Annotated in this window: 14 protein-coding genes; 6 read left to right on the top strand and 8 right to left on the bottom strand. The window is 45.5% G+C overall.

All coding sequences use genetic code 11. The features are described from left to right. Window positions 1-9 precede the first annotated feature (9 nt). Genes DXA74_RS08965 through DXA74_RS08955 form a run of 3 tightly spaced genes read left to right on the top strand, consistent with a single transcriptional unit; the run spans window position 10 to window position 3,098 of the window. On the top strand, window positions 10-1,326 hold the full coding sequence (locus DXA74_RS08965) for a pyridoxal phosphate-dependent aminotransferase (RefSeq protein ID WP_118526802.1): 1,317 nt from the start codon (window positions 10-12) through the stop codon (window positions 1,324-1,326). 40 nt (window positions 1,327-1,366) lie between these two features. Next, the gene (locus DXA74_RS08960; RefSeq protein ID WP_118526800.1) at window positions 1,367-2,668 is read left to right on the top strand and encodes a phenylacetate--CoA ligase family protein; all 1,302 of its coding nucleotides are present in this window, start codon (window positions 1,367-1,369) and stop codon (window positions 2,666-2,668) included. Window positions 2,669-2,681: 13 nt separating this feature from the next. Continuing rightward, window positions 2,682-3,098, top strand: a complete 417-nt coding sequence (locus tag DXA74_RS08955) for an ACT domain-containing protein (RefSeq protein ID WP_118526798.1) — start codon at window positions 2,682-2,684, stop codon at window positions 3,096-3,098. Window positions 3,099-3,176: 78 nt separating this feature from the next. On the opposite strand, the gene DXA74_RS08950 is transcribed toward DXA74_RS08955, so the two are convergent. Continuing rightward, window positions 3,177-4,976 carry an Ig-like domain-containing protein gene (locus DXA74_RS08950; RefSeq protein ID WP_158576051.1) on the bottom strand — a complete coding sequence of 600 codons (1,800 nt, stop codon included), beginning with the start codon at window positions 4,974-4,976 and terminating at the stop codon, window positions 3,177-3,179. Window positions 4,977-5,178: 202 nt separating this feature from the next. Here DXA74_RS08950 and DXA74_RS08945 point away from each other — a divergent pair, with 202 nt between their 5' ends. Further along, window positions 5,179-6,024 carry a YqiA/YcfP family alpha/beta fold hydrolase gene (locus tag DXA74_RS08945; protein WP_118526794.1) on the top strand — a complete coding sequence of 282 codons (846 nt, stop codon included), beginning with the start codon at window positions 5,179-5,181 and terminating at the stop codon, window positions 6,022-6,024. Between the two features lie 64 nt (window positions 6,025-6,088). Here DXA74_RS08945 and DXA74_RS08940 read toward each other — a convergent pair whose 3' ends face one another. Continuing rightward, window positions 6,089-6,916, bottom strand: coding sequence for a hypothetical protein (locus DXA74_RS08940; protein WP_118526792.1), 828 nt, complete (start codon window positions 6,914-6,916; stop codon window positions 6,089-6,091). Between the two features lie 632 nt (window positions 6,917-7,548). Between DXA74_RS08940 and DXA74_RS08935 the strand changes: the two genes are divergently transcribed. Continuing rightward, the gene (locus DXA74_RS08935; protein ID WP_118526790.1) at window positions 7,549-10,845 is read left to right on the top strand and encodes a UvrD-helicase domain-containing protein; all 3,297 of its coding nucleotides are present in this window, start codon (window positions 7,549-7,551) and stop codon (window positions 10,843-10,845) included. Window positions 10,846-10,925: 80 nt separating this feature from the next. On the opposite strand, the gene DXA74_RS08930 is transcribed toward DXA74_RS08935, so the two are convergent. From DXA74_RS08930 to DXA74_RS08905, 6 genes are all read right to left on the bottom strand, one after another. Next, window positions 10,926-11,825: a hypothetical protein gene (locus DXA74_RS08930; protein ID WP_118526788.1), complete on the bottom strand. Its 900-nt coding sequence runs from the start codon at window positions 11,823-11,825 to the stop codon at window positions 10,926-10,928. A gap of 259 nt (window positions 11,826-12,084) precedes the next feature. Continuing rightward, window positions 12,085-13,884 carry a T9SS type A sorting domain-containing protein gene (locus DXA74_RS08925; protein ID WP_118526786.1) on the bottom strand — a complete coding sequence of 600 codons (1,800 nt, stop codon included), beginning with the start codon at window positions 13,882-13,884 and terminating at the stop codon, window positions 12,085-12,087. 30 nt (window positions 13,885-13,914) lie between these two features. Then, on the bottom strand, window positions 13,915-14,640 hold the full coding sequence (locus tag DXA74_RS08920; RefSeq protein ID WP_158576050.1) for a T9SS type A sorting domain-containing protein: 726 nt from the start codon (window positions 14,638-14,640) through the stop codon (window positions 13,915-13,917). Window positions 14,641-14,666: 26 nt separating this feature from the next. Further along, window positions 14,667-15,458, bottom strand: coding sequence for an Omp28 family outer membrane lipoprotein (locus DXA74_RS08915; protein WP_118526782.1), 792 nt, complete (start codon window positions 15,456-15,458; stop codon window positions 14,667-14,669). Between the two features lie 3 nt (window positions 15,459-15,461). After that, complete coding sequence (locus DXA74_RS08910; protein WP_199666141.1) at window positions 15,462-17,114, bottom strand: DUF6029 family protein; 1,653 nt, start codon at window positions 17,112-17,114, stop codon at window positions 15,462-15,464. 19 nt (window positions 17,115-17,133) lie between these two features. Then, window positions 17,134-17,619 (bottom strand): TlpA disulfide reductase family protein, encoded by a 486-nt coding sequence (locus tag DXA74_RS08905; protein WP_118526904.1) that lies wholly within the window; start codon window positions 17,617-17,619, stop codon window positions 17,134-17,136. Between the two features lie 289 nt (window positions 17,620-17,908). On the opposite strand from DXA74_RS08905, the gene DXA74_RS08900 reads away from it, so the two are divergent. Further along, the gene (locus DXA74_RS08900; protein ID WP_118526780.1) at window positions 17,909-21,061 is read left to right on the top strand and encodes a choice-of-anchor J domain-containing protein; all 3,153 of its coding nucleotides are present in this window, start codon (window positions 17,909-17,911) and stop codon (window positions 21,059-21,061) included. Window positions 21,062-21,091 lie beyond the last annotated feature (30 nt).

Here is a 21,091-nt window from a genome sequence, read left to right as displayed (position 1 = left end):
AGAACAGCCATGAAACATCAAGTATTCAGCGAAGAATTGGTGGCCTCGGTAGTCAGCGAACTGCAGATAGCCAACCTGGAACAGGCCACCATCGGCGAAGTGCTTCTGGTAGCCTCACGTCTGGAAGAAAAGACCGGCATTCCCTTTATCCGTATGGATCAGGGCTCTCCCGGTCTGCCGGCCAATCAGATCGGCATCGAAGCCGAAAAAGCGGCTCTGGACCGTGGTGTCGGTTCACAATATCCGGCTGCAGCTGGTGTGGCCGAACTGAAAGCTGCTGCATCCCGTTTTGTAAAGGCTTTTATTGACATAGATATTCCGGCCGAAGGATGTATCCCTACCACCGGTTCCGTAGCCGCCTCATACGGCTCTTTCATCGCATGTACCCAGCGTATCCCGGGAAAGAACAAGGTTTTGTTCATCGATCCGGGCTTCCCCATCCAGAAATCCCAGTTACGCATCATCGGAGCGCAGTGGGAATGGTTCGACATCTATCATTATCGCGGAGAGGCTTTGCGCGAGAAGCTGGAATCTTATCTGAGCAAAGGGGATATTGCCGCCATCGTCTATTCCAACCCCAACAATCCGGCATGGATCTGTCTGGAAGACTCCGAGCTGAAGATTATCGGCGAACTGGCTACCCGCTACGATGCCATCGTCATGGAAGACATGGCCTATTTCTGCATGGACTTCCGCAGTGATCTGGGCAAACCCTGGCAGCCGCCCTACCCTCCTACTGTGGCCCGTTACACCGACAACTATGTGCTGATGCTTTCTTCTTCCAAGATATTCAGCTATGCCGGTCAGCGTATGGCTGTGCTCTGTGTGCCCGAAAAACTGTTTCACACCCACTATCCGGCACTGGCTGAGCGCTACGGTGACTCCGGTATATTCGGACAAACCCTAATCGCATCCATTCTTTACATGATCACTTCGGGATGCACGGCCTCCACTCAATATGCCTATGCAGCCATGCTGGATGCATCTGTAGAAGGACGCATTGATTTTGTGGAAGACACCCGGGAATACGGACGACGTGCCGAACGCATGAAAAAGATTTTCACCGACAACGGTTTCCATATCGTGTACGACCATGATGTGACCCAACCCGTTGGCGACGGTTTCTTCTTTACCTTAGGCTATGGCAACATGCCCAGCGGTCAACTGTTAAAGGAACTGCTTTACTACGGTGTGAGCAGTATTTCCTTGAGCACTACCGGTTGCGAACAGAACGGAGTGCGCGCCTGTACCTCGCGCATGCGTGAAGAACTTTATCCGGTACTGGAAGAACGCATGAAAGCATTCCATGCCGACCATCCCCTATAACACACATTATTATTTTTAATATTACCGAAAAAACACAACAATGATTTGGAATGAAAGCAAGGAGTGCATGAGCCGCGAAGACATGCGTATGCTCCAAGGCAAGAGATTACACAAACTGGTCGATCTGGTTTATCACAATACTCCCTTCTATCGCAAGAAGATGCAGGAGATGGACCTCACCCCTGAGGATATCCAGACAATAGACGATATTGTCAAACTGCCGTTTACAACCAAACAGGATTTGCGCGACAACTACCCTTACGGACTGCAAGCCGCCTCCATGCAGGAAATCGTGCGCGTGCATGCCTCATCCGGAACCACCGGCAATCCTACAGTCGTAGGCTACACCCGTCATGATCTGGAAGTATGGAAAGAAGTCACCGCCCGGGCTTTGGGTGCCTTCGGCATCTCCCGTGAGGATGTATTCTCCGTAGGCTACGGCTACGGTCTGTTTACCGGAGGCTTGGGACTGCATTACGGTGTGGAACATTTAGGAGCTACTGTAATCCCGACCTCTACCGGAAATACCGAAAAGCATCTGCACCTGCTGAAGGACCTGCAAGTGACCGGTCTGGCCTGTACTCCGTCCTATGCCCTGTATCTGGCCGAAACCATGCAGAAGAAAGGCATGACCAAAGAAGACCTGCATCTGCGTGTCGGAGTCTTCGGCGCCGAGCCCTGGACCGAAAACATGCGTCAGGAAATCGAACAGAAACTGGGGCTGCAAGGTTATAACATCTACGGTCTGAGCGAGATTATCGGTCCGGGAGTAGCCTATGAATGTTCTTGCAAAAACGGTTCTCACATCAGCGAAGATCATTTCTATCCGGAAATCATTGATCCGGAAACCGGACAGGTACTGCCTGCCGGAGAGACTGGCGAGCTGGTGCTGACCACACTGACCAAAACCGGTATGCCATTGCTGCGTTACCGTACCAAGGACCTGACCTCACTGATTACCGAACCTTGCGAATGCGGACGTACCAACGTACGCATCACCCGCATCATCGGCCGTTCAGACGATATGCTCATCATCCGAGGCATCAATGTATTCCCTTCACAGGTGGAAAGTGTCATTCTGGAAATGAAGGAATTCGAGCCACAGTATATGCTGGTCGTGGACCGTCAGGGCAATCTGGACACCTTGGAAGTACAGGTGGAGCTGCGCAAAGAACTCTATACCGACGAGATGGGTTCGCTGCTTAACCTGAAGAAGAAACTGGCCGACCGATTGAAGAGTGTGCTCTCTATCAGCGCTCAGGTGAAACTGATGGAGCCGAATTCTATCCCACGCAGCGAGGGCAAGAGCAAACGTGTCATTGATAAACGAATCATCAAATAAAAAACTACGCCTTATGACTATACGACAAATATCCGTTTTTCTGGAAAACAAAAGCGGCCGCATCAATGATGTGACCAAAGCTTTAGGTAAGGCCGGCATCAACATGCACGCTTTCAGCATGTCTGAAACCACCGACTTCGGTATTCTGCGCCTCATCGTATCAGATGTAGACCGTGCTATCGAAGTATTGCGGGCTGCCAACTTCTCGGTCATTCAAACCGAAGTGATCTGTATCAGCTGCGCCAACACCGCCGGTTCTCTGTCTGTCATTCTGGAACGTCTGGCCGAGCAGAACATCTTCATTGAGTACATGTATGCCTTTGCTCAAGGCGACAAAGCCAATGTGGTGATCCGACCAAGTGACTTGAACCGCAGTCTGGAAGTGCTGAAACAGATGGATTGCAGTGTGCTCAGTGCCGGCAATCTGTAAGAAGCTATTTTCCTGAAAAAAAACAAGTTGTCCCGACTCAAAATATCTCTGAGCCGGGACGACTTGTTTTTTCTTCACCTATTTTACCAGAACTTTTCGGCTCTGACTACCGATACAGACAATATATAACCCTTTGGAAAGATTATTCACCTGATTTGTCTTTCCCTTATAAACCAGAACACCATTATCCCGATACACAGCAATATCGGTAATCCGATCTAGAATAAGGGCTCCAGGAGTCGAATATAAAGCAGGCATCTCTGCCGGCTGGCCAGCCATTCCGGTAAGATTCTTTTTCTCTCCTGTCACCTTATAATATAAGGCTTCCAGTTCTCCATCCTGCCATTTTTGGTTCTCCTCAGACCATAAAAAGGCTGCAACATAGAAATCTCCCAACAGCAAAGACCCATCATCATTCATTTTCAAAGTCCATGTATCACTCCAGTCATCTGTAGCCTCATCGAAAACATAAAGCGTATACAACGGATTACTGTTATCGGTATAATTCAGAATGTTATACTCAGAAATATCAACTGTAGCAGTGCCATCTCCCTGATCTTTCAACCTTAATCCCCCATTATTATATTGGGTCAAATCACAACCAAACATAGAAGTGATATAAAAAGCGCCCTCATTCTTCTGGATAACCAAATCAAATTCATCCGGATAAGTCTGTGTCGGGTTGTTCTCTACGTGACTTGCTGAAACATGATAGCTGCCCTGCCACTCCAATGTTTCTCCGGTTGCTTCAGACTCCACGGTTATGGCACAGACCGCAGCCAAATCGTTTGCAGTCATCACAATGATATTGGCAGTACCCTTTCTTTGTGCCGTGACAAATCCATGATTATCAACTGTAGCGACTTCCCTATTATCACTGATCCAAGTCAATGATTTATCTGTAGCATCTTCCGGAGTCACCGTTGCTATCAGCTGCAAGGTCTCTCCTTCCTTTAAAACAGCTTTTGTTCGATTCAACGAAACAGATACCGGTTTTACGATTTCCTTAACGACAATGGAACATGCTGCTGATTTTCCACTGCCATCTTTCGCCTTACAGATTATCGTTGCGTTTCCCGAAGACTTTGCAGTAACCAGACCGTTGCTGGAAACTGTAGCTACTGCCGCATTGTCAGAAAACCAGTCCAATGATTTGTGGGTAGCGGTAGAAGGAGTAATATCAGCGCGAAGCTGCAAAGTTTCTCCTGCATATAAAGTCTTTTCGGTTTCATTCAATGCTATACTTGATATGTAAACCATAGAAGACTCAACCGTAATGCGGCAAGTCGCATATTTTCCACTGCCATCAGCTGCACGACAGGTTACGGTAGCTGATCCTTCAGATTTGGCTGAAACCAGACCGGAAGAGCTGACTGTTGCTACAGAAGTATTGCTGCTAGACCAGTAGACCTGTTTATTGGTAGCATTCGAAGGATATACCGTAGCCGTCAACTGCAAGGTATTTCCCTCCTTCATGGTAGCAGACGAGCGGGAAAGCGACACATTGGTGACACTTATGGTGGTTGCCTTCACCGTAATGTCATAATAAAAATCCATCGTACGGTAAAAACCATCAATAAAATAGCTGCATTTAAAATATACTTTACATGAAGACGTTGCTCTGACTCCCTTGATGGTTGCACTGTAACGTGTAGAACTGGTCACCGTAGCATAGGAGTTACTCTCTGAATACCATTGATAGGTTACTCCCGTTGACTGCATCAGAGTTCTCTTGTATGGATCCGGCAAATTAACCGTAACCGTACGATCTTCATAAACGGTAGCCTCCCCAACTTTAGCCGATGCATGAGCCACCTGAATTTTTACAAATAAACAAAGAACAGCCATAATTATGGTCTGAAATCTTACTTTTGACATTCTCATAATCATTTGGTAAATATTTTAAACAATACAATTTTAGTAAAAAATCAATACACAGACAAACAAATCTCACAGAACTTTATCCACGCAACATCTTCTATCCGTGAAAAGAAATCCATGTTTTTTTTGAATTTCTTATTTAAAGAGTCTATATTACCTCTGTTTCTAACAGAATTCATAAACTTTAAATACACAAAACATGAAAATCTTATATATACACGGTTTCAACGGATCGCCGGAAGGGCACAGTTATCATCTATTAAAGAAGCACTTACCGGAAGGTTGCGAAATTATCGGCATGGATTACGAACAGAATGACTGTTGCGTGGCCCTCAAACAAATACACGAAACCATCCTGAAAGAAAATATTGATCTGGTGATCGGTTGTTCTTTAGGGGGCTTCCTGACTCTCCTCACCGAAGGGGTGGAGCGTTTTGTCGTCAATCCCTGCTATCTGCCCAGCATTGAACTACCTAAACTCAAAGCACAAAACGGACTGCCGGCAGCTTCAAAAGAAATGATTGATACCTATGAACCATTTGAATATAAGTGGAGATATTTTCCGAAGGATGATAAAGAACGGATTCATTGCTTTATCGGCGATGCAGATGAACTGTTCGGAGAAAAATATTATTACGACATTCAAGATGATTTAGGACATCTGCCCCGAACACTCAGTTCCAGTCATCATTTATCTGAATCGGCAGCCCAAACATTATGCTGTCTGATTGCACAAAAACAGATAAACCGCATCAAAGACAAGAAAGCCAAACAAAAAATGGCAGAAGCGGTGCTTCAAGATGCTCATAAATATTCAATCTGCAACAAAGAACTTATAGAAAAATCAGAATATTGCGGATGCTTTTCCTGCAATAGGATTTTTCCTTCTTATGAAATAGAAGACTTCATTAAGGATAGCAAAGGAGAAACAGCCGTATGTCCATTTTGTGGCACCGATGCCCTACTCCCGGAAAATTCTCCTTATGATCTCACCCTAAACTTTCTGGAAGAAATGAATAAAAAGTGGTTCTCTACTGGTAACTAATACAGACTTTAGCATAATGGTCCAACAAAATAATACAAACAATGCAAAGGAATGGAATATGGAATTAAAATAATACCGGGAAGTCTTCTACAGATGGCTTCCCGGATATTGTTTCATAAAAGGCCGTTAAGGAACTAATATTTTTTTTTGAAGTATTTTCAAGTTTTAAAATATAGACACCCCTGTTAGATAATTTTATATGCGTTGGTGTTTTGCTGAATTTGTAATCTCCTATATGCACTCCAGCTTGAGAATATATAGAACCACAAATATCATCATTGACTGAAATATATATATCTAAACCATCAACCTTGATATTAGGAATAGAGGTGTCGGTTATTTCTAAAACTCCTGATGGTATATCAGAATAAAGAATCCTCTCATTGTCAGAAACTTCTAATAGAGATGAACTGAATCCATCAACTTCAAATCGGTTGTTATATAAGATTCCGTTTAGAGATGATAAACCCCTTATCCAAGATCCATAGCCTATAAGATTTAAACAGGAATTGTCTGTGTATTCTTCGAGTCGCAACAGACTCCAGTCCTCAGTAAATTTTTCATCTATACCGATGCACTTGACATAGGTTTTATATGGTTCTGAATCTTCGGTAAATGTTAATGGATTATATATGAAGCATCCTTCGCCAGGCTTAAGGCTGAAATCATATAAAAGATACCATTCGGAAGATTTGAATCCGTTAGGGTTAAAATAAACTTTGGATTCCTCTGTTTTGATAACGGCTATAAGTTCCTTATCAGATGTGTTATCTTCATAAAAACGATACATATTAAAGCAATTCTCATCCAGAGTCTTTTCAATGGTTACAACTTCTATTGATTTAACCACTTCATGTTCATGAGTTCCATATATCTGAGTACGCCATTTCATTCCATCTGTAAACAGATTTTAACTATTCATTGAAAGTGGAATAAAAGCTAGTATAAGTAGAATAAAACTTTTTATTTTCATTGCCATTCTCTTTTTATTGTGAAAAAATTACAGCTGCTACCCCATCCTAGTCACAAATGAATATATTTGTCTAGGATTTGAGTTCGATCATTCATATCAAGGCTGAAGTCGTCCACATCGCTGGAACATCCAGATAGTAGAACAACTAGAGTTAGTGACAGCATCGAAATGTGGCTTATCGATGTTTTTAAGTTTAAGGTAAGGTCTTTTCATGTTTTTAATTTTAAAGGTTTCACGTTATAAAGGTAGAAAGAAATAGTTAAATACAAAAAAAATAACGATAAAAATTACGAAATAAAATAATTTTAGAATACTATCCAAAATTTTGTGCAAATGAAAACAGGATTCAGCTGAACAACAGAAGGTAAATTGGAGCTTATAGCTACTTACAGCACAACAACAATAAGAGGAAACTCAAACCACAAAACATTTTGATATATTTTTTCAGGAATCCACTTATTTAAAGCATTTTTATATTAGCTTTGTAAGAGCATTCCCAGACTGCCCGGCATCTGGTTTGCGACAACTGTTAATATCTATTCCCGAAACACATGGGTTTACTGAGTTTCCTTAAAAGAATTATCCATACAGGCAAAAATGGGGCACCGAACCGACAAGCGTCCCAAGAGCAGCCTGAGAAATACTTATCGACCCTAAAATTTAATCAGGAATTCCGACAAATCCTGTCGGAAGACCGCTTTATAGCCCGAAGTGACTACCGGGCTTTCATTACGGAATATCAGGAACTTGCTGATTTCTACCGAGTCCTGACCGATTCCGGAATGCTGAAAGATTTTATCAAGCAACACCGGCTTCAGGAACAGGAGATTCGTTTCTTTCAGGATACCTATGAGGACATCAGGGATTTGAAACGGGATGCCGTCATCATCAGAAAACATAATGACAGCTACGTAAAACGCCATCTGGAATCGGAAAAAGATTATCTGGACGGGATTCTCAAAGAGTGCGATCCGAACATTCTGCTGGATGACGAACAGCGAGAGGTTGTCTTATCGGAAGAAGACCATACCTTAGTCATCGCCGGAGCCGGGGCCGGAAAGACAACGACTGTGGCCGCCAAAGTGAGGTATCTGGTAGAGAAACGGGGAATTTCCCCCAAACAGATTCTGGTCATTTCCTTTACCAACAAAGCAGTCGGCGAACTGAAAGAGCGCATCAATGGTAACCTGAAAATAGACTGCCCGATCAGCACCTTTCATTCTGTGGGCTATGCCATCCTGAGAAAAGGAGACAACGAAGGACAGAAGGTTGTGGAAGGCTCTTTCATGTATTACATCATCAATGAGTACCTGAAAAGCCATGTGTTGCAAAACACCTCACTGGTTCAGAAACTGATTCTTTTCTTCGGTTCCTATTTTTCCGCTCCCTACGAAGGAGACAACATCAATGAATATTTCCAGTTCGTTTCCAAAGCCGACTTCTCGACTTTGCGAAGTAATCTGCATGAATATGCCCAGCAAATCATCGACCGGAGAAGCCTGAAGGTGCAAACTCTGAACAACGAGACTTTGCGTTCGGTCGAAGAAGTACGAATTGCCAATTATCTGTATCTGAACGGCATTGAATATGAGTATGAACCCATGTACCAATACCGTATATTGGATGCCAACAAACCTTATACCCCTGACTTCCGGATCAAACAGGGAGATAAAACGGCTTATATCGAGCATTTCGGCATTACGGAAAACGGTCAGAACAACCGCTACACTCCAGAGGAACTGGAGCGTTACAAGGCTCGCGTCAACGACAAAATCCGTCTGCACCGCAAGCACCGTACTGATTTGATCTACACCTTCTCCGCTTATAACGACCGGCGTGACTTTCTGGAGCATCTGGAGGAACAGCTGTTGCAACACGGCTTTGAATTACGCCCGCGCCCGGTAGAGGCGGTTTACCGCAAACTGGTGGATTCGGAGGAAAGCAAATACATCACCAAACTGTGTGTGCTGCTCTGCAACTTTATCGGAAACTTCAAGACACAGGGCTATAAGGCCGAGAAGTTTGATGAGTTCAAGACGACGGTGCACAATGTGCGCACCAAGCTGTTTCTGGATATATGCCATGTATGTTATCTGGAATATCAGAAAGCTCTGCGCGAAAGACATTACATCGACTTTCAGGATATGATCAATGAATCGGCCGAGCTGATTCATAAAAAACAGATCCAGAAAGAGAAGTTGGACTTCAAGTATATCATTGTCGATGAATACCAGGACATTTCCCGCCAACGGTATAATCTCATCCGGGAACTCTCCCACCTGTGTGATGCAAAAATCATTGGTGTGGGAGACGACTGGCAATCCATTTATGCCTTCAGCGGTTCGGTACTGCCTCTGTTCACACGTTTCTGCGAGGAGCTGGGCTATGGCCAGGAACTGAAAATCACCAAGACTTATCGCAATGCGCAGGAGGTGATCGACATTGCGGGCACGTTCATCCAAAAGAACACCGCTCAAATCCGCAAGAAACTGATTTCGCCGAAAAAAATCACCAACCCGGTCATCATCCGCACTTATGACGACAGTTTCTGTCCGGCAGAAAAGGGTAACCGTTATCTGCAACTGGGACTGGCTGTGAACCAGACCATCGAAGAGATTCTGAAATACAATGCCCTTGAAAAGAAAAGCCATACGGCCTCGATTCTGCTCATCGGACGGTACGGGTTCGATGCCAAACACCTGTGTCTCTCCAAAGAATTTATCTATGACGAGAGAACCGGAAGAATCTATTCGGCACAGTTCGGTTCAAAAATCAAACTCCAGTTTCTCACGGCGCACAGTTCCAAGGGACTCAGCGCCGACAATGTGATTATCATCAATGCCAAAGACGATGTCTACGGCTTCCCGTCGAAGGTGGATGATGACCCGGTATTGAATCTGGTGGTTTCAAATGACCAGTCGTACAACTATGCCGAAGAACGGCGCCTGTTCTATGTGGCCCTGACACGCACCAAGAACCGGGTATTCCTCGTCACACCGGAGAAGCGCCCCTCTGCCTTTATCCGGGAACTGCTGAACGACACGGAGAGCTACCCGAACGTCACGCTGAAAGGCATACTGAAAGCAGACCCTGCCGCCCCGCTCACAGCGGAAAACCGATGCCCTATTTGCGGCTATCCGTTACAGATCAAATGGAACAAGAACTATGGGCTGAAACTGTGGATCTGCACCAACGATCAGGAAATCTGCGGATATATGACCAATGACCGGAAAGGCGGGGATCTGTCCATTCAGAAATGTGACTGGTGCGAAGACGGTTATCTGATCGTGAAACCCGGCAAACAGGAATATTTTTTGGGATGCACCAATTACAGAAGCGACCGGAGCGGCTGCGGACGCATGCTGAACCGGGACCACTATCTGATGTGGAGAAAAGACGAATTCGGGCTGGAAGACCATTCTGTGGACAAGCCGTCGTACTTCAAACCGGAAACGGCAGAAAAAGAAGAAATGCCGGCAGCACCGGAAATGCTCCCCGCCAAGAAAAAAGAGAAACCGGCCCAGGAGCGGGAGAACCGGATGAATCTGGTGACTTATTCCGTGCAGGAAATCAATACGGAAAAATACCCGATTGCCACCAATCAGGAAGGAACTCCGCTCACGGACATGGAACTGCTCGCCCGTTTGCGTGCCCTTCGTCAGAGAATAGCAGAAGAAAAGAACATTCCTGCATATTGGATCTTTCAGAATAACGTACTGGTCCAACTGGCAACCGACAGGCCTACCACACGGGAAGAATTTATGGAAGTAAAGGGTGTGGGCGAAAAGAGATATCAGCTGTATGGCAATGATTTCATCGCAGAAATCCGGAAATACATGGAAGAATAAAAAACAGACAAATAGCCGCAGACTGTCTTCTTCATCAGGAAGAGGCAGCTGCGGCTATTTGCTTATAACACAGATATTTCTTATTTTCCGGAACTGCAGCATGAGCCACATCCGGCAGACTCTTCTACGATCACGACTCTGCTGTTCGGCAAATCGGGAATATAAATCACTCCGTCACGAACGGTTATGTCGGCCGGTCCGACAAGTCCCTGAGGCAAATCAATTGCGAGAGGAGACAGACTGCCGTCGGACAGATTCAGGCGACTGACTTGCGCCGGAGCCCAATTCGTTACAATCAGAGACTTTCCGTCCTTACTGAAAGCAATGCCGTCGTATTGTCCGGCTGTCTCGGTAAGCTTGCGCACAACGGGCTGCTCCAGATTCTTTACTTCATAAATCACATGCTCCGGTTTGGTCACTCCATCGGCCGGATAAGAGGCCACATACATCACTCCATCCCGGACAAGCAGACCGTTTGGTCCCGCAATGCTCAGCCATTCCTGAGGAGTACCGGGGCGGGCCGGGTCCGTAATGTCCATGCGAAAGATCTTGCCGGTATTGGTCACTGAAGCATACAGGTTATTGCCATCGGCTGCCAGATCGTTGACAAACAGATTTCCTTCGGGCAGAGTAATTTCCTGAGGCTGCTCGCTCCGGTCTGTCAGGTGATAAATTACGATTTTATTGACATCGCAAATATACAGATAGTCTTCACGAAGGAACATTCCCTTGGGAGCCGACAGATGGCCATCGGCCGGAATCAGCACCTCCGACTTTCCCTCTTTCCAGAACAGCACATAACCTTTACCTTCCGAATTCAGAGGATTCAGCTCTTCGGTTCCGAAATTGGCTATCAGCAAGCCGTCCTGATAAGGATATGTACTTTCGCAATAACGAATATTCTCACTCACTACAGTCTGCGCCTGTGCAGACAAGCCCAAAGACAGGGCTACCAACATTGAAGCAATTATTCTTTTCATCTTTCTTTGTTTTTTGCAAAGGTAAAAGCTCTTGCTCGAAGTTTCCTTATCGGGAAAAAGCGTTTTTTCGATATGATTCATCGATAAAAACGATATCACTTTCTGATATTATCTTGCCGATGATAATCAATTATCAACGAGACAGTAATTTATTACCATCGGCAAGATAATTTTCAGAGAACACCTCGTACGGAACAAAAAAAAGAGAGACGAACATTCATCCGTCTCTCTTTCTATGAATAAACTCTTGATGCAATGATTAGTGAAGCACCTTGATGGTCTGTGTAGATTTTCCGGAAACCTGGAACAGATAGATTCCCTTTGCCAAAGATGCTTTGGAAACCTCAACCGTTCCCTCGGCAGAAACCGGATATTCGGCAACCTGCAATCCGCTTACGGTGAAGACTTTCAGAGATTTGCTTCCAGCCGGACAGGTAACCTGATAAGAATTGCCTTCTGAAACCACGCTCAAAGTCTGGTCAGACTCGATACCCTCTACAGACATTGGATTGTCGGCAGCATTGCGATCGCCCTGATAGAAGATGATGTCGCGTGAGAAACCTTTGCTGTCTGTCAATGTAACCACTGCCTTGCGTCCTTCAACCAGGAAATCCTTGCTTTCGGCCTTAACCGTGAAGTTAAAGGTATAACCATCCAAGGAAGCCTCAGGCTGTGTTACGGTCAGCCAGTTCTCGTCGCCCTGCTCTACAGTGGCTGTGATCTTCACATTGGCGCTCGGACCACCATACCAGTCTGACAGAACAAACTTACGCTCCTCACCGTTGATGTCCAAATCCAGTTCATTCACATCGTAAATGGTCATGTTGGCATCATCCTTACACAAAAGGATGAACGGAGTCAGGATATACTGGTGGATATCCAATGAAGTATTGTAAAACTCGGTAACTACCTGTCCGTTATCTACATAACCAATCTGATACTGGCAAAGCTGTCCCTTATTGGTTCCTTCAGTAGGGATAAAGAAGGCTGTATTGCGCTCCTTATCGGGGAAATCCATACGGTCGAGCTGATGGATCATCGCCCATTTTGAACCGTCCTGAGGACCATTGACCACTACAGCAAAGCTGTTTTTTACCATGACGTCCAAATCCTCATCCAAAGCCATCAGGTCCCACAGACGAATGTTCAGGCTCTGATACTCCACATAGCTGTCAGCCTTTACAGAAAGTTCCTTACGCACTTCCCATTCGCCCTTTTCCAGATTCATCTCCCACCAGGCTACCGTGAAGGTCTTTCCTTTCAGGTCCTCTGTCAGAGGAGAAGCTACATAGAAATGAGTGGCATTCAAAAAGACCGGACCACCGGCTGGCTCTTCGAAGAACTCCATGTACAGAGGCTTGTACTCGGTGTCATTTCCAAAAAGAATATTGTTCCAGGGATCATCTGCGCTGGTAGTACCATAGAAGGTATTCATAAACGGCTGTGCGTCTACATCGACATTATATACGAATGCTCCACCGTTCAGAGCAACCATACCTTTACGCAAAGCTCCGTTGGCATCCTTGCAAGTACCCATCTGATATACGGAATCCACACCGGACAGAGTAGACTGAAGCACCGGTGTTTCTATAGACAGACCATCGGATGCAAAGAACGGATGAATAACAATAGAGTCTTCCTTCACCTCCTGACCGAACAGTGTCCAGGTAAATTCGTCACACAAAGGAGTCTTGTTCTTAAAGACCATATTGCGGTCGATATACCCCAAAACGCCACAATTGGCATACAGATTGGCTCCGTTATTGTCCTGTCCCAACAAAAAATCAGGAACCAGATGATAGACACCATTATTCACGGTGTAATATGTTCCGGGTTTCGCAGAAGCCTTGGCTACTGAAGAAACACGTGCCTGAACTGAAGCTGCATTCTTATAAGCGGCGACAGGAATCTGCTTCAGAGGCATTGAAGTATTCTTGCGCAGACTGGCATCCTTTACATCCTTCAACTGCAGTCCTGCTGTCTTTACCTGAGAAAAAGCTAATGTAGAAGAAAGCAGCATGGCTGAAAACAGCATTCCTTTTCTGAATATGTTCTTCATATTGATTCTGTTTTAAAGTTTATCTGAGTATTATTTTACCAAAATCTTTCCCTTGGCCGGGCAGGCAGTACCGTCGTTTACAGTGTAAACATAAACTCCCTGATGCAAAGGCAAGAAAATCTTTCCGCTCTCTCCTTCGAGGACTTGCTGCATGACCTTTTCACCAGACAGGGAGTACACGGAAAGAGTGTGCTGGCCAGCTTTGGCAAACTGATAGACCAGACTTCCGTCGGCAAAGGTAATATGTGCAGAAGCAGTCTCAACGGCCTCAATGGCTGTTACCTGCGGATCGTTGCTCATCACGATATTCAAGGAAATCTTTTCTTCGGGAGCATCCTCATACCAGGCGGTAATGACAACCTCGGCTGTTCTTACCGGATTCTCTTCCGGAATAAAACCTGTATTGTAATGAATGAGCAAATCCTGCTCTGATGCAGCCTTTACTGCGCCTTTCTTTTCTTTGGTTTCACCTGGAGCTACATTGATACAGCTTCCATCCAAAGAGCAAAACTCAATGTCACCAGCCTTTGACTCCAAAGAAACAATCACATTACCCTCTTTCTCGGCCTTCAAGGATACTCCTGAATCAAAAAGGTATTTGGTGCCCAATGGAGGAAGAGGACTTATTTCTACTTTATCGGAAATGTATTTGGAGCCGCTCTCCAAAGTTTTTCCATCCGCCACAAAACTCAGCTGCTGTGCCATAGAAATCAGGCTGCAACAAGCAAATAAAATTGAAGTAAAGATTTTTTTCATAACAAAAGTATTTATTCGTTTTATAATCAAATAACCGGGCATTCCGTTACATGAATCACACCCTCTGTTTCATGATACACAAAGGCTACAACTGACAGGTTCTCACGCTTCCAATAATCTTTCTTGGCTATCTCGTACTTTTTTTGAAGCGGTACGGAAGAAGTCATTTCCACATCTTCTCCCCATGTTCCGTTTACGCAAGCCTGAAATACATGGTTGTGCGTATATTCAGGAAGCAGCACCGTGCCGTCCTGCTGAGAAGCTACGATATTGCTCTCGGTAACCCATATCTGCAATTTACCGGAAAGGGCTACAGAAGATTCCATGTCTACCGTTATCTGCACTTTTCCGCTAGCCTCATCATATTGGGCCTGGGCAGTTATCTGCAAAGGAGTGGTGCGCAGAAGCTCGGCGCGCAACGGATTCACCCAGTCATCTACCGACAGAGGTCCCTGACGACGGTTAATCACTCCGGAAGGATAAGCTGATATGCCCCACTTGTCCGCATAGGTATTTCCCTCAGGACGCAACAATGCCAATTGTGGATAGTCTTCATTTTCCACAGCAAATCGTCCGGCGTGGATGCTGACCGCAATCAAGTGTTCACCATACTGCTGCTTGAATCCGGCAACTGCCTGATGCGCCTTCGGACAGTTCGGGCACATCTGACCGGTAAATTCTTCGAGCAACACATTCCGCTGGGGAGTAATCTCGGTCATCTCCTCATAACGCTGGTCCTGCTCTTTTTCATCACAGGATGACAAGAAAGAAGATGCAGCCAACAGAATGGCCGCTATAGAATATATCCGAGTTCTCATATCTTAAAAGTTGAAATTATAGGATAACTGCACTCCTCTGCTGGCCGGAACATAACGGCATACTCCTCCGGAACAGTTAAAGCCGGCACGCGTACGTCCGTAACCCAACATCAAACGATGCGCATTGTAATTAAAGGTTACCGAACCCATATAATAATGTAAGTTGGTTTCTCCATTATTCCACATGTCACTGACGGTGAACATCCAATGAGGCTGCACGGACAGCTCCAGCAATCCATACATCCAGTCGCCTTCGTCATCTTTCGTGGCCAGATACTGGTATTCACCACGGAGAGTCAGTTTATTATTAAACTGATACTTTCCTTCGACTACCGCAATGTTGGACTTGATGGACGAACCGTGTTTTTCGATAACAGCCTGATTGTAATACTGGTTCATATACATCAGGTTCAGTTTGAAGGATTTCGTAAATTTCTTCTCCAACTGGACATTGATGTCCTGATAGTACTTGTCACCCATCTTGAAGAACTTGGACGTATATCCGTCTGTTCCGTAATAAGAACCTTCGTACTGGTCCACGGGTTGCTTGTCCAGACCGCGCACATGGCTGAAGTTCACCTTGACTTTGGTTCCGTATTTGCCTCCCAAAGCCGTATTGCGCTTAAACAAATAGCTGACTTCGCCCTGAAAAGCCCATTCGCCTCCGGCTGCCTGGGTGGCATACGGATAAAGGGCCGGCAGCGCATAGGTGTGCTGATAGGCAAAAGCCGGCATATTGTTGATGAACAGAGAAGTTCCCTGCTTGGTTCGCTGACTGCGGAATGCCATGTTATCGCTGCGCTTGGCCTGAGCCAGAATGCTCAGTCCTCTCTTGGAATACGAACCGGAAAGCATCACGGCATTACCGCGGTGATAGATGTATCCGTTGTCCTGACTCGGATCCTGTGTCTTCCAGGCATACTCCGCCAACAGGCTGTAATCGCCCAACTGAAAACGTGAACGGACATCGAGCGCATGCACCGTGAGCGGAAGGGCCAGACGGTAAACCGTACCCGGCAAAACAATATCCTCATCACGTTCATACTTCAAGACATACGATCCGCCGAGCATCCAGGTGATATTCTTTTCCTGCAAAGCCTTGCAGTATTGGTCCATATTGATTTCCAAGTCAGTACCTCCCACGTAGGAATCCTTGCTCCAGGACCAGTATCCACGCTGCAATCCGCCCAGAAGTTTGAACTGCAAGCCCTTGATCCCCCCGTAGTTCAGACGGATACCTCGCAAAGAATTGTCAATACCCAGACTCCGTTCTTCATAAGTACGGAAGATAAAACCACTTCCAAACTGATCATAGAAATCGCCTAAGGTTACATCGCCTCCTTTAAACTTGCCTTTCACATAGAAGTATGGAACGCCCCATCCCTTAAAGTCCGGCTCAAAACCATCCAAAGGCCATTGCATAAACTCCAGTCGGGCACCGGCATCCACGTATTTGCTCATCAGGTTCAAATCGGCATACGTATTGGTAAGTCCCCACTCATTGTGGGCTTGTGTACCGATTTCGGTATCATTCTCCGGAAAGAGCACATCACTCTGCACACTTCCATGAAGCACGACCTTGGAATCTTCCTGAGCAGAAAGCGTTTGTACACCTCCCAAAAGCAAGAGCAGCACAGTAGCATTCAACAATCTCATTCTCCCAAAATTTTAGAAATTATTTCTTTACAAGTTCACGAACTTTCTCGATCAATTCAGCCTCAGCACCATCCGTGTAACCGCTGTGTGAAAAAGCAATCTTACCGTTTCCGTCAATAACAAACACATGCGGGATCATCTGCACGCCCATGGCACGGCGGAATTCACTGTTCGGGTCCAACAGCACTTCATAAGGCCATCCCTCGCCATCGACTAAAGGCTTCACCTTATTAATATTCTGAGCCTGATCGATCGATACGGCCACCAATTTTACTCCCGTCTCCTCCTGCCAGTCAACATACTGCTCATTGATAGCACTCAACTCACGATTGCAAGGCTTGCACCAGGTGGCAAAAAAGCTAATGATAAAAGGTTTTCCATCGTTCTTTAACAAAGATGTGTCGACCACCTTACCTTTCAAATCTTTTAACTTAACAGAAGGCAACTGCGCATACGCAGACAAGCCTAAAATTGCTGCGAAAGCAAAACTTAAAATTCTACGCATTTTCATTTTGTATTTGACATTTTTATTCTTTTACGACGCAAAAGTAGCATTATTTTATTGAAAACACGCACAAAAATAATAGTTTTTTCTTATTTTGTTTAATCAAACATGAAATTTTGTTGTATTTTTGTAGCCGAAAAACGAAACGACCATTAAAAATAATGCGATTATGAAAAAGGTATTTTTAAGACCGCTTCTATTATTTTGTCTTTTCACAGGGACAATAAATGGAGGAGCACAAAACACTGAGAAACCCACGTTCCATCTGTTTTCTTATGAAGATGGAGCAATGATCCAAAACATGTCGGACAATGGTAAATGGGCTGTAGCAGATGCGAAAAGCCCTGAAGACGACTCCAAAAGAGCCTATCCGAAATTGATCGACTTAAGCACAAACACAACAACGGACCTTTTCAACAAAGAAGATGCAAGTGTCATCAACTGGTTCCAGACCATGGATGTTACTGACGACGGAAGCATTGTTGTCGGAAGTCAGGGAGGACGCCCTGCCATCTACATGGCCAGCAAGAAAGCATGGGCCGGACTCCCTACCCCTGCCAACTGGAGCAACGGATGTGTCAATTCGATCACTCCTGACGGAAAGTATGCGGTAGGTACTGCCACCGGTAATACGGCACTGAACGATTCTTACGCCGAACATCCGGCCATGTGGGATATTGCCGGCGGCGGAGTATTGGTGGACTTGCCCAACCTGCCGGAAAAAGGTATGACCGGCACCAACAACAATCAGAGCCGTCTGAAAAAGATTTCTGCCGACGGAAGATACATTCTGGGTTGTAACTCTTTCAGCTATCTGCAACCGGTAGACATCTTCTATTATATATATGACCGCGAAACCCAGGACTGGAACCCGATCGGATTCACCGTGGATAAAGCCAACTGGAAATGGACTCCGGAAGAAGAGGGACTGCTCTTTATTGACGATGCCTTTATGGACAATAAAGGAAATTACGTCACCGGTATCGCTTACATGGTTCAGGACGGTTCGGAATTCCGCCTTCCGTTCAAATACGAAATAGCAACCAAGAAATTCGAACTCTACAACGAGACCTATACCCGCGACTATGCCGGATATACCATCAGTAATAACGGTACCGTACTGGCTGCCTCTCCGGCAGGAAACGCCATCCGTGAGTGGAGCATCCGCCAAAACGGATACTGGTATGACTTTTCACAGATTCTGTCACAGCACTATGGCATGGACTACACCAAAAATACCGGATATAATACCACCGGAACTCCGATTGCCATTTCTGACGACGGACTGACCATTGCCGTACAGGCCGACCCGTTATTATATAAGAATTATGTGGTTGATGTTCCGGAGGCTTTGGAAAACAGCACCGAAAAAATCAATCTGCTGAAAAACTATACAGTAACTCCGACCAACGGTTCTACCTTCTCTCTGATCAAAAGCATCCGCATCAGCTTTGACAAGGATGTGCAGATCATCGGCAGTCTGTCGGACATCTCATTCAAGAGCGACAAGGGCAGCACTCCGAAGATTCTGAAATTTGCCATGGCTACCGGTTCTACCAAAGATGTAGAAATTACTTTCCGCTCCAGCCTTCTGAACGCCGGAGAAATCTACAAACTCCTGATTCCGGCCGGATGCATCTCTTTGAAAGACGATCAGAGCAAGACAAATGATGCAATTGAAGTTTCCTACCTGGGAAGAGAGAACACTCCGGTAAGCGTTACCGCCGTTTCTCCGAACAGAAATTCCAAGGTGTCACAAATCAACTACAGTTCTAACCCGGTTGTCTTCACCTTTGACTGCCCGGTTGCAACAACCGACACGGCTTCTGCCGCTCTGTATATTGACGGAAGAGAAGAGCCTATTTGCAGCATGGCCATCGGAGTTTCCGAGAATAAGGTTGCCGTATATCCAACTCAGGGCCAATACTTATATAAAGGAAGTAACTATAAGGTAGTTCTGAATGCAGGTTCAGTAACCGACATCACCGGAGGCAACGGAAATCTTGCCGATACAGTGGCTTACATCGGTTCTTACGAGCGTACCATCGAAGTGAACGACACATTGATTTATCAAAACAACTTTGACAATGGTGTCGGCGACATGCTTTTGTTGGATAATGACAAACTGACTCCTTCTTCTGAAATGAAAGATCTGGGATTTGAACAGGAGAACACTCCGTGGATGCCGATCTGGGATGACGATGACTCAAACAACCTCTGCGCCGGTTCAAACTCCAGCTACAGTGATGTAAACGGAAGAGCTGACGACTGGATGTCTACTTCTCAGTTGTTTATTCCGGATGACAACTGTGTGCTCACTTTCAACGCACAGAGCTACAGAGCAGCCAAGAAAGATACACTGAGAGTCGTTGTTCTGGAAAAAGATGAACTGATCAACGCCTTAACTCCGGAAATCGTTGAAGAATTCAAGACTAAGGGTAAGGTGGTATATTGCGAACGCGAAACTCCGGGAGCCAGCGAAGACAAACTGAAAAACGACTGGACTCTCCGCACCGTAAAACTGGATGAGTTTGCCGGAAAGAATGTTTATATCGCCTTCTGGAACAACAACCAGGCACAGAGCGTCGTGATGGTTGATGACATGAAAGTGGTTCACAACATGAATCTTCTGGTTGCAATTGACAACGAAGAACAGGTTGTCAACGCAGAAAACATCAAGATTAAAGGACGCATTCTGGTAAAAGCCGGTGAGACCGTACAAAACCTCACCCTCACTTTGAAGGATGCAGACAACCAGGTTGTCGAAACGATTGAGAAAACAGATCTGAACCTGGAGGTAGGTGATGTCTACAACTTTGAATTTGCCAATCCGCTGCCTCTGAAGGTAGGTTACAAGAACAGCTATCTGATCAGCGTAACAGCCGGCGAAGAAAAGACTGAATTCAAATCAGAAATCAGCAATCTGGCCTTCAAACCGGAGAAACGAGTGGTGATCGAAGAATTCACCGGAATGGGTTGCGGTAACTGTCCGCTGGGCCACCTGACTCTGGAGCGTCTGGAAAAACAATACGGAAATCTGGTATTGCCGATTGCCATCCATACTTATTCCGGCGACCCGTATGCAAACGGACTGGGTGCCTATGAAACATTCCTGTTTGGAAGTAGTGCCGGTGCTCCTAGCGCCAACATCAACCGAAAAGGTGTTTACTACCCGATGGCTTCAGTAACGACTACTTCTGGAACCGACTATGTGTACAACGCTCCGGAAGGTTCAGATCCTCTGTGGTCTGACGTAGTTGCTCAGGAATTCAATATCGAAACCAACGCAGACATCACTATTTCTGCAAAATATGATGCCAAGACCCAGCGTTTGGATATCCCTTGTCAGGTGAAGTTCGCCTTGAACGAAAAGGAAACCAACGTTTATCTCTTTGCCGTAGTCATGGAAGACAACCTGATTGGATACCAGGCCAATGGCTAAGCACAATGCGCCTTTCTTCCCTTTATGGAA

The sequence above is a fragment of the Bacteroides sp. OF04-15BH genome (genome assembly GCF_003477995.1).
Classification (GTDB): Bacteria; Bacteroidota; Bacteroidia; order Bacteroidales; family Bacteroidaceae; genus Paraprevotella.
The sequence above is the reverse complement of the archived record's forward strand: the minus strand, read 5'-3'. Positions and strand labels throughout refer to the sequence as shown.

Coding starts and splice junctions, on each gene's coding strand:
- DXA74_RS08930 (WP_118526788.1), bottom strand. CDS start 11,825: ATGAAAAGAATAATTGCTTCAATGTTGGTAGCCCTGTCTTTGGGCTTG.
- DXA74_RS08920 (WP_158576050.1), bottom strand. CDS start 14,640: ATGAAAAAAATCTTTACTTCAATTTTATTTGCTTGTTGCAGCCTGATT.
- DXA74_RS08910 (WP_199666141.1), bottom strand. CDS start 17,114: ATGAGATTGTTGAATGCTACTGTGCTGCTCTTGCTTTTGGGAGGTGTA.
- DXA74_RS08950 (WP_158576051.1), bottom strand. CDS start 4,976: ATGTCAAAAGTAAGATTTCAGACCATAATTATGGCTGTTCTTTGTTTA.
- DXA74_RS08900 (WP_118526780.1), top strand. CDS start 17,909: ATGATCCAAAACATGTCGGACAATGGTAAATGGGCTGTAGCAGATGCG.
- DXA74_RS08915 (WP_118526782.1), bottom strand. CDS start 15,458: ATGAGAACTCGGATATATTCTATAGCGGCCATTCTGTTGGCTGCATCT.
- DXA74_RS08965 (WP_118526802.1), top strand. CDS start 10: ATGAAACATCAAGTATTCAGCGAAGAATTGGTGGCCTCGGTAGTCAGC.
- DXA74_RS08960 (WP_118526800.1), top strand. CDS start 1,367: ATGATTTGGAATGAAAGCAAGGAGTGCATGAGCCGCGAAGACATGCGT.
- DXA74_RS08935 (WP_118526790.1), top strand. CDS start 7,549: ATGGGTTTACTGAGTTTCCTTAAAAGAATTATCCATACAGGCAAAAAT.
- DXA74_RS08940 (WP_118526792.1), bottom strand. CDS start 6,916: ATGAAATGGCGTACTCAGATATATGGAACTCATGAACATGAAGTGGTT.
- DXA74_RS08925 (WP_118526786.1), bottom strand. CDS start 13,884: ATGAAGAACATATTCAGAAAAGGAATGCTGTTTTCAGCCATGCTGCTT.
- DXA74_RS08955 (WP_118526798.1), top strand. CDS start 2,682: ATGACTATACGACAAATATCCGTTTTTCTGGAAAACAAAAGCGGCCGC.
- DXA74_RS08905 (WP_118526904.1), bottom strand. CDS start 17,619: ATGCGTAGAATTTTAAGTTTTGCTTTCGCAGCAATTTTAGGCTTGTCT.
- DXA74_RS08945 (WP_118526794.1), top strand. CDS start 5,179: ATGAAAATCTTATATATACACGGTTTCAACGGATCGCCGGAAGGGCAC.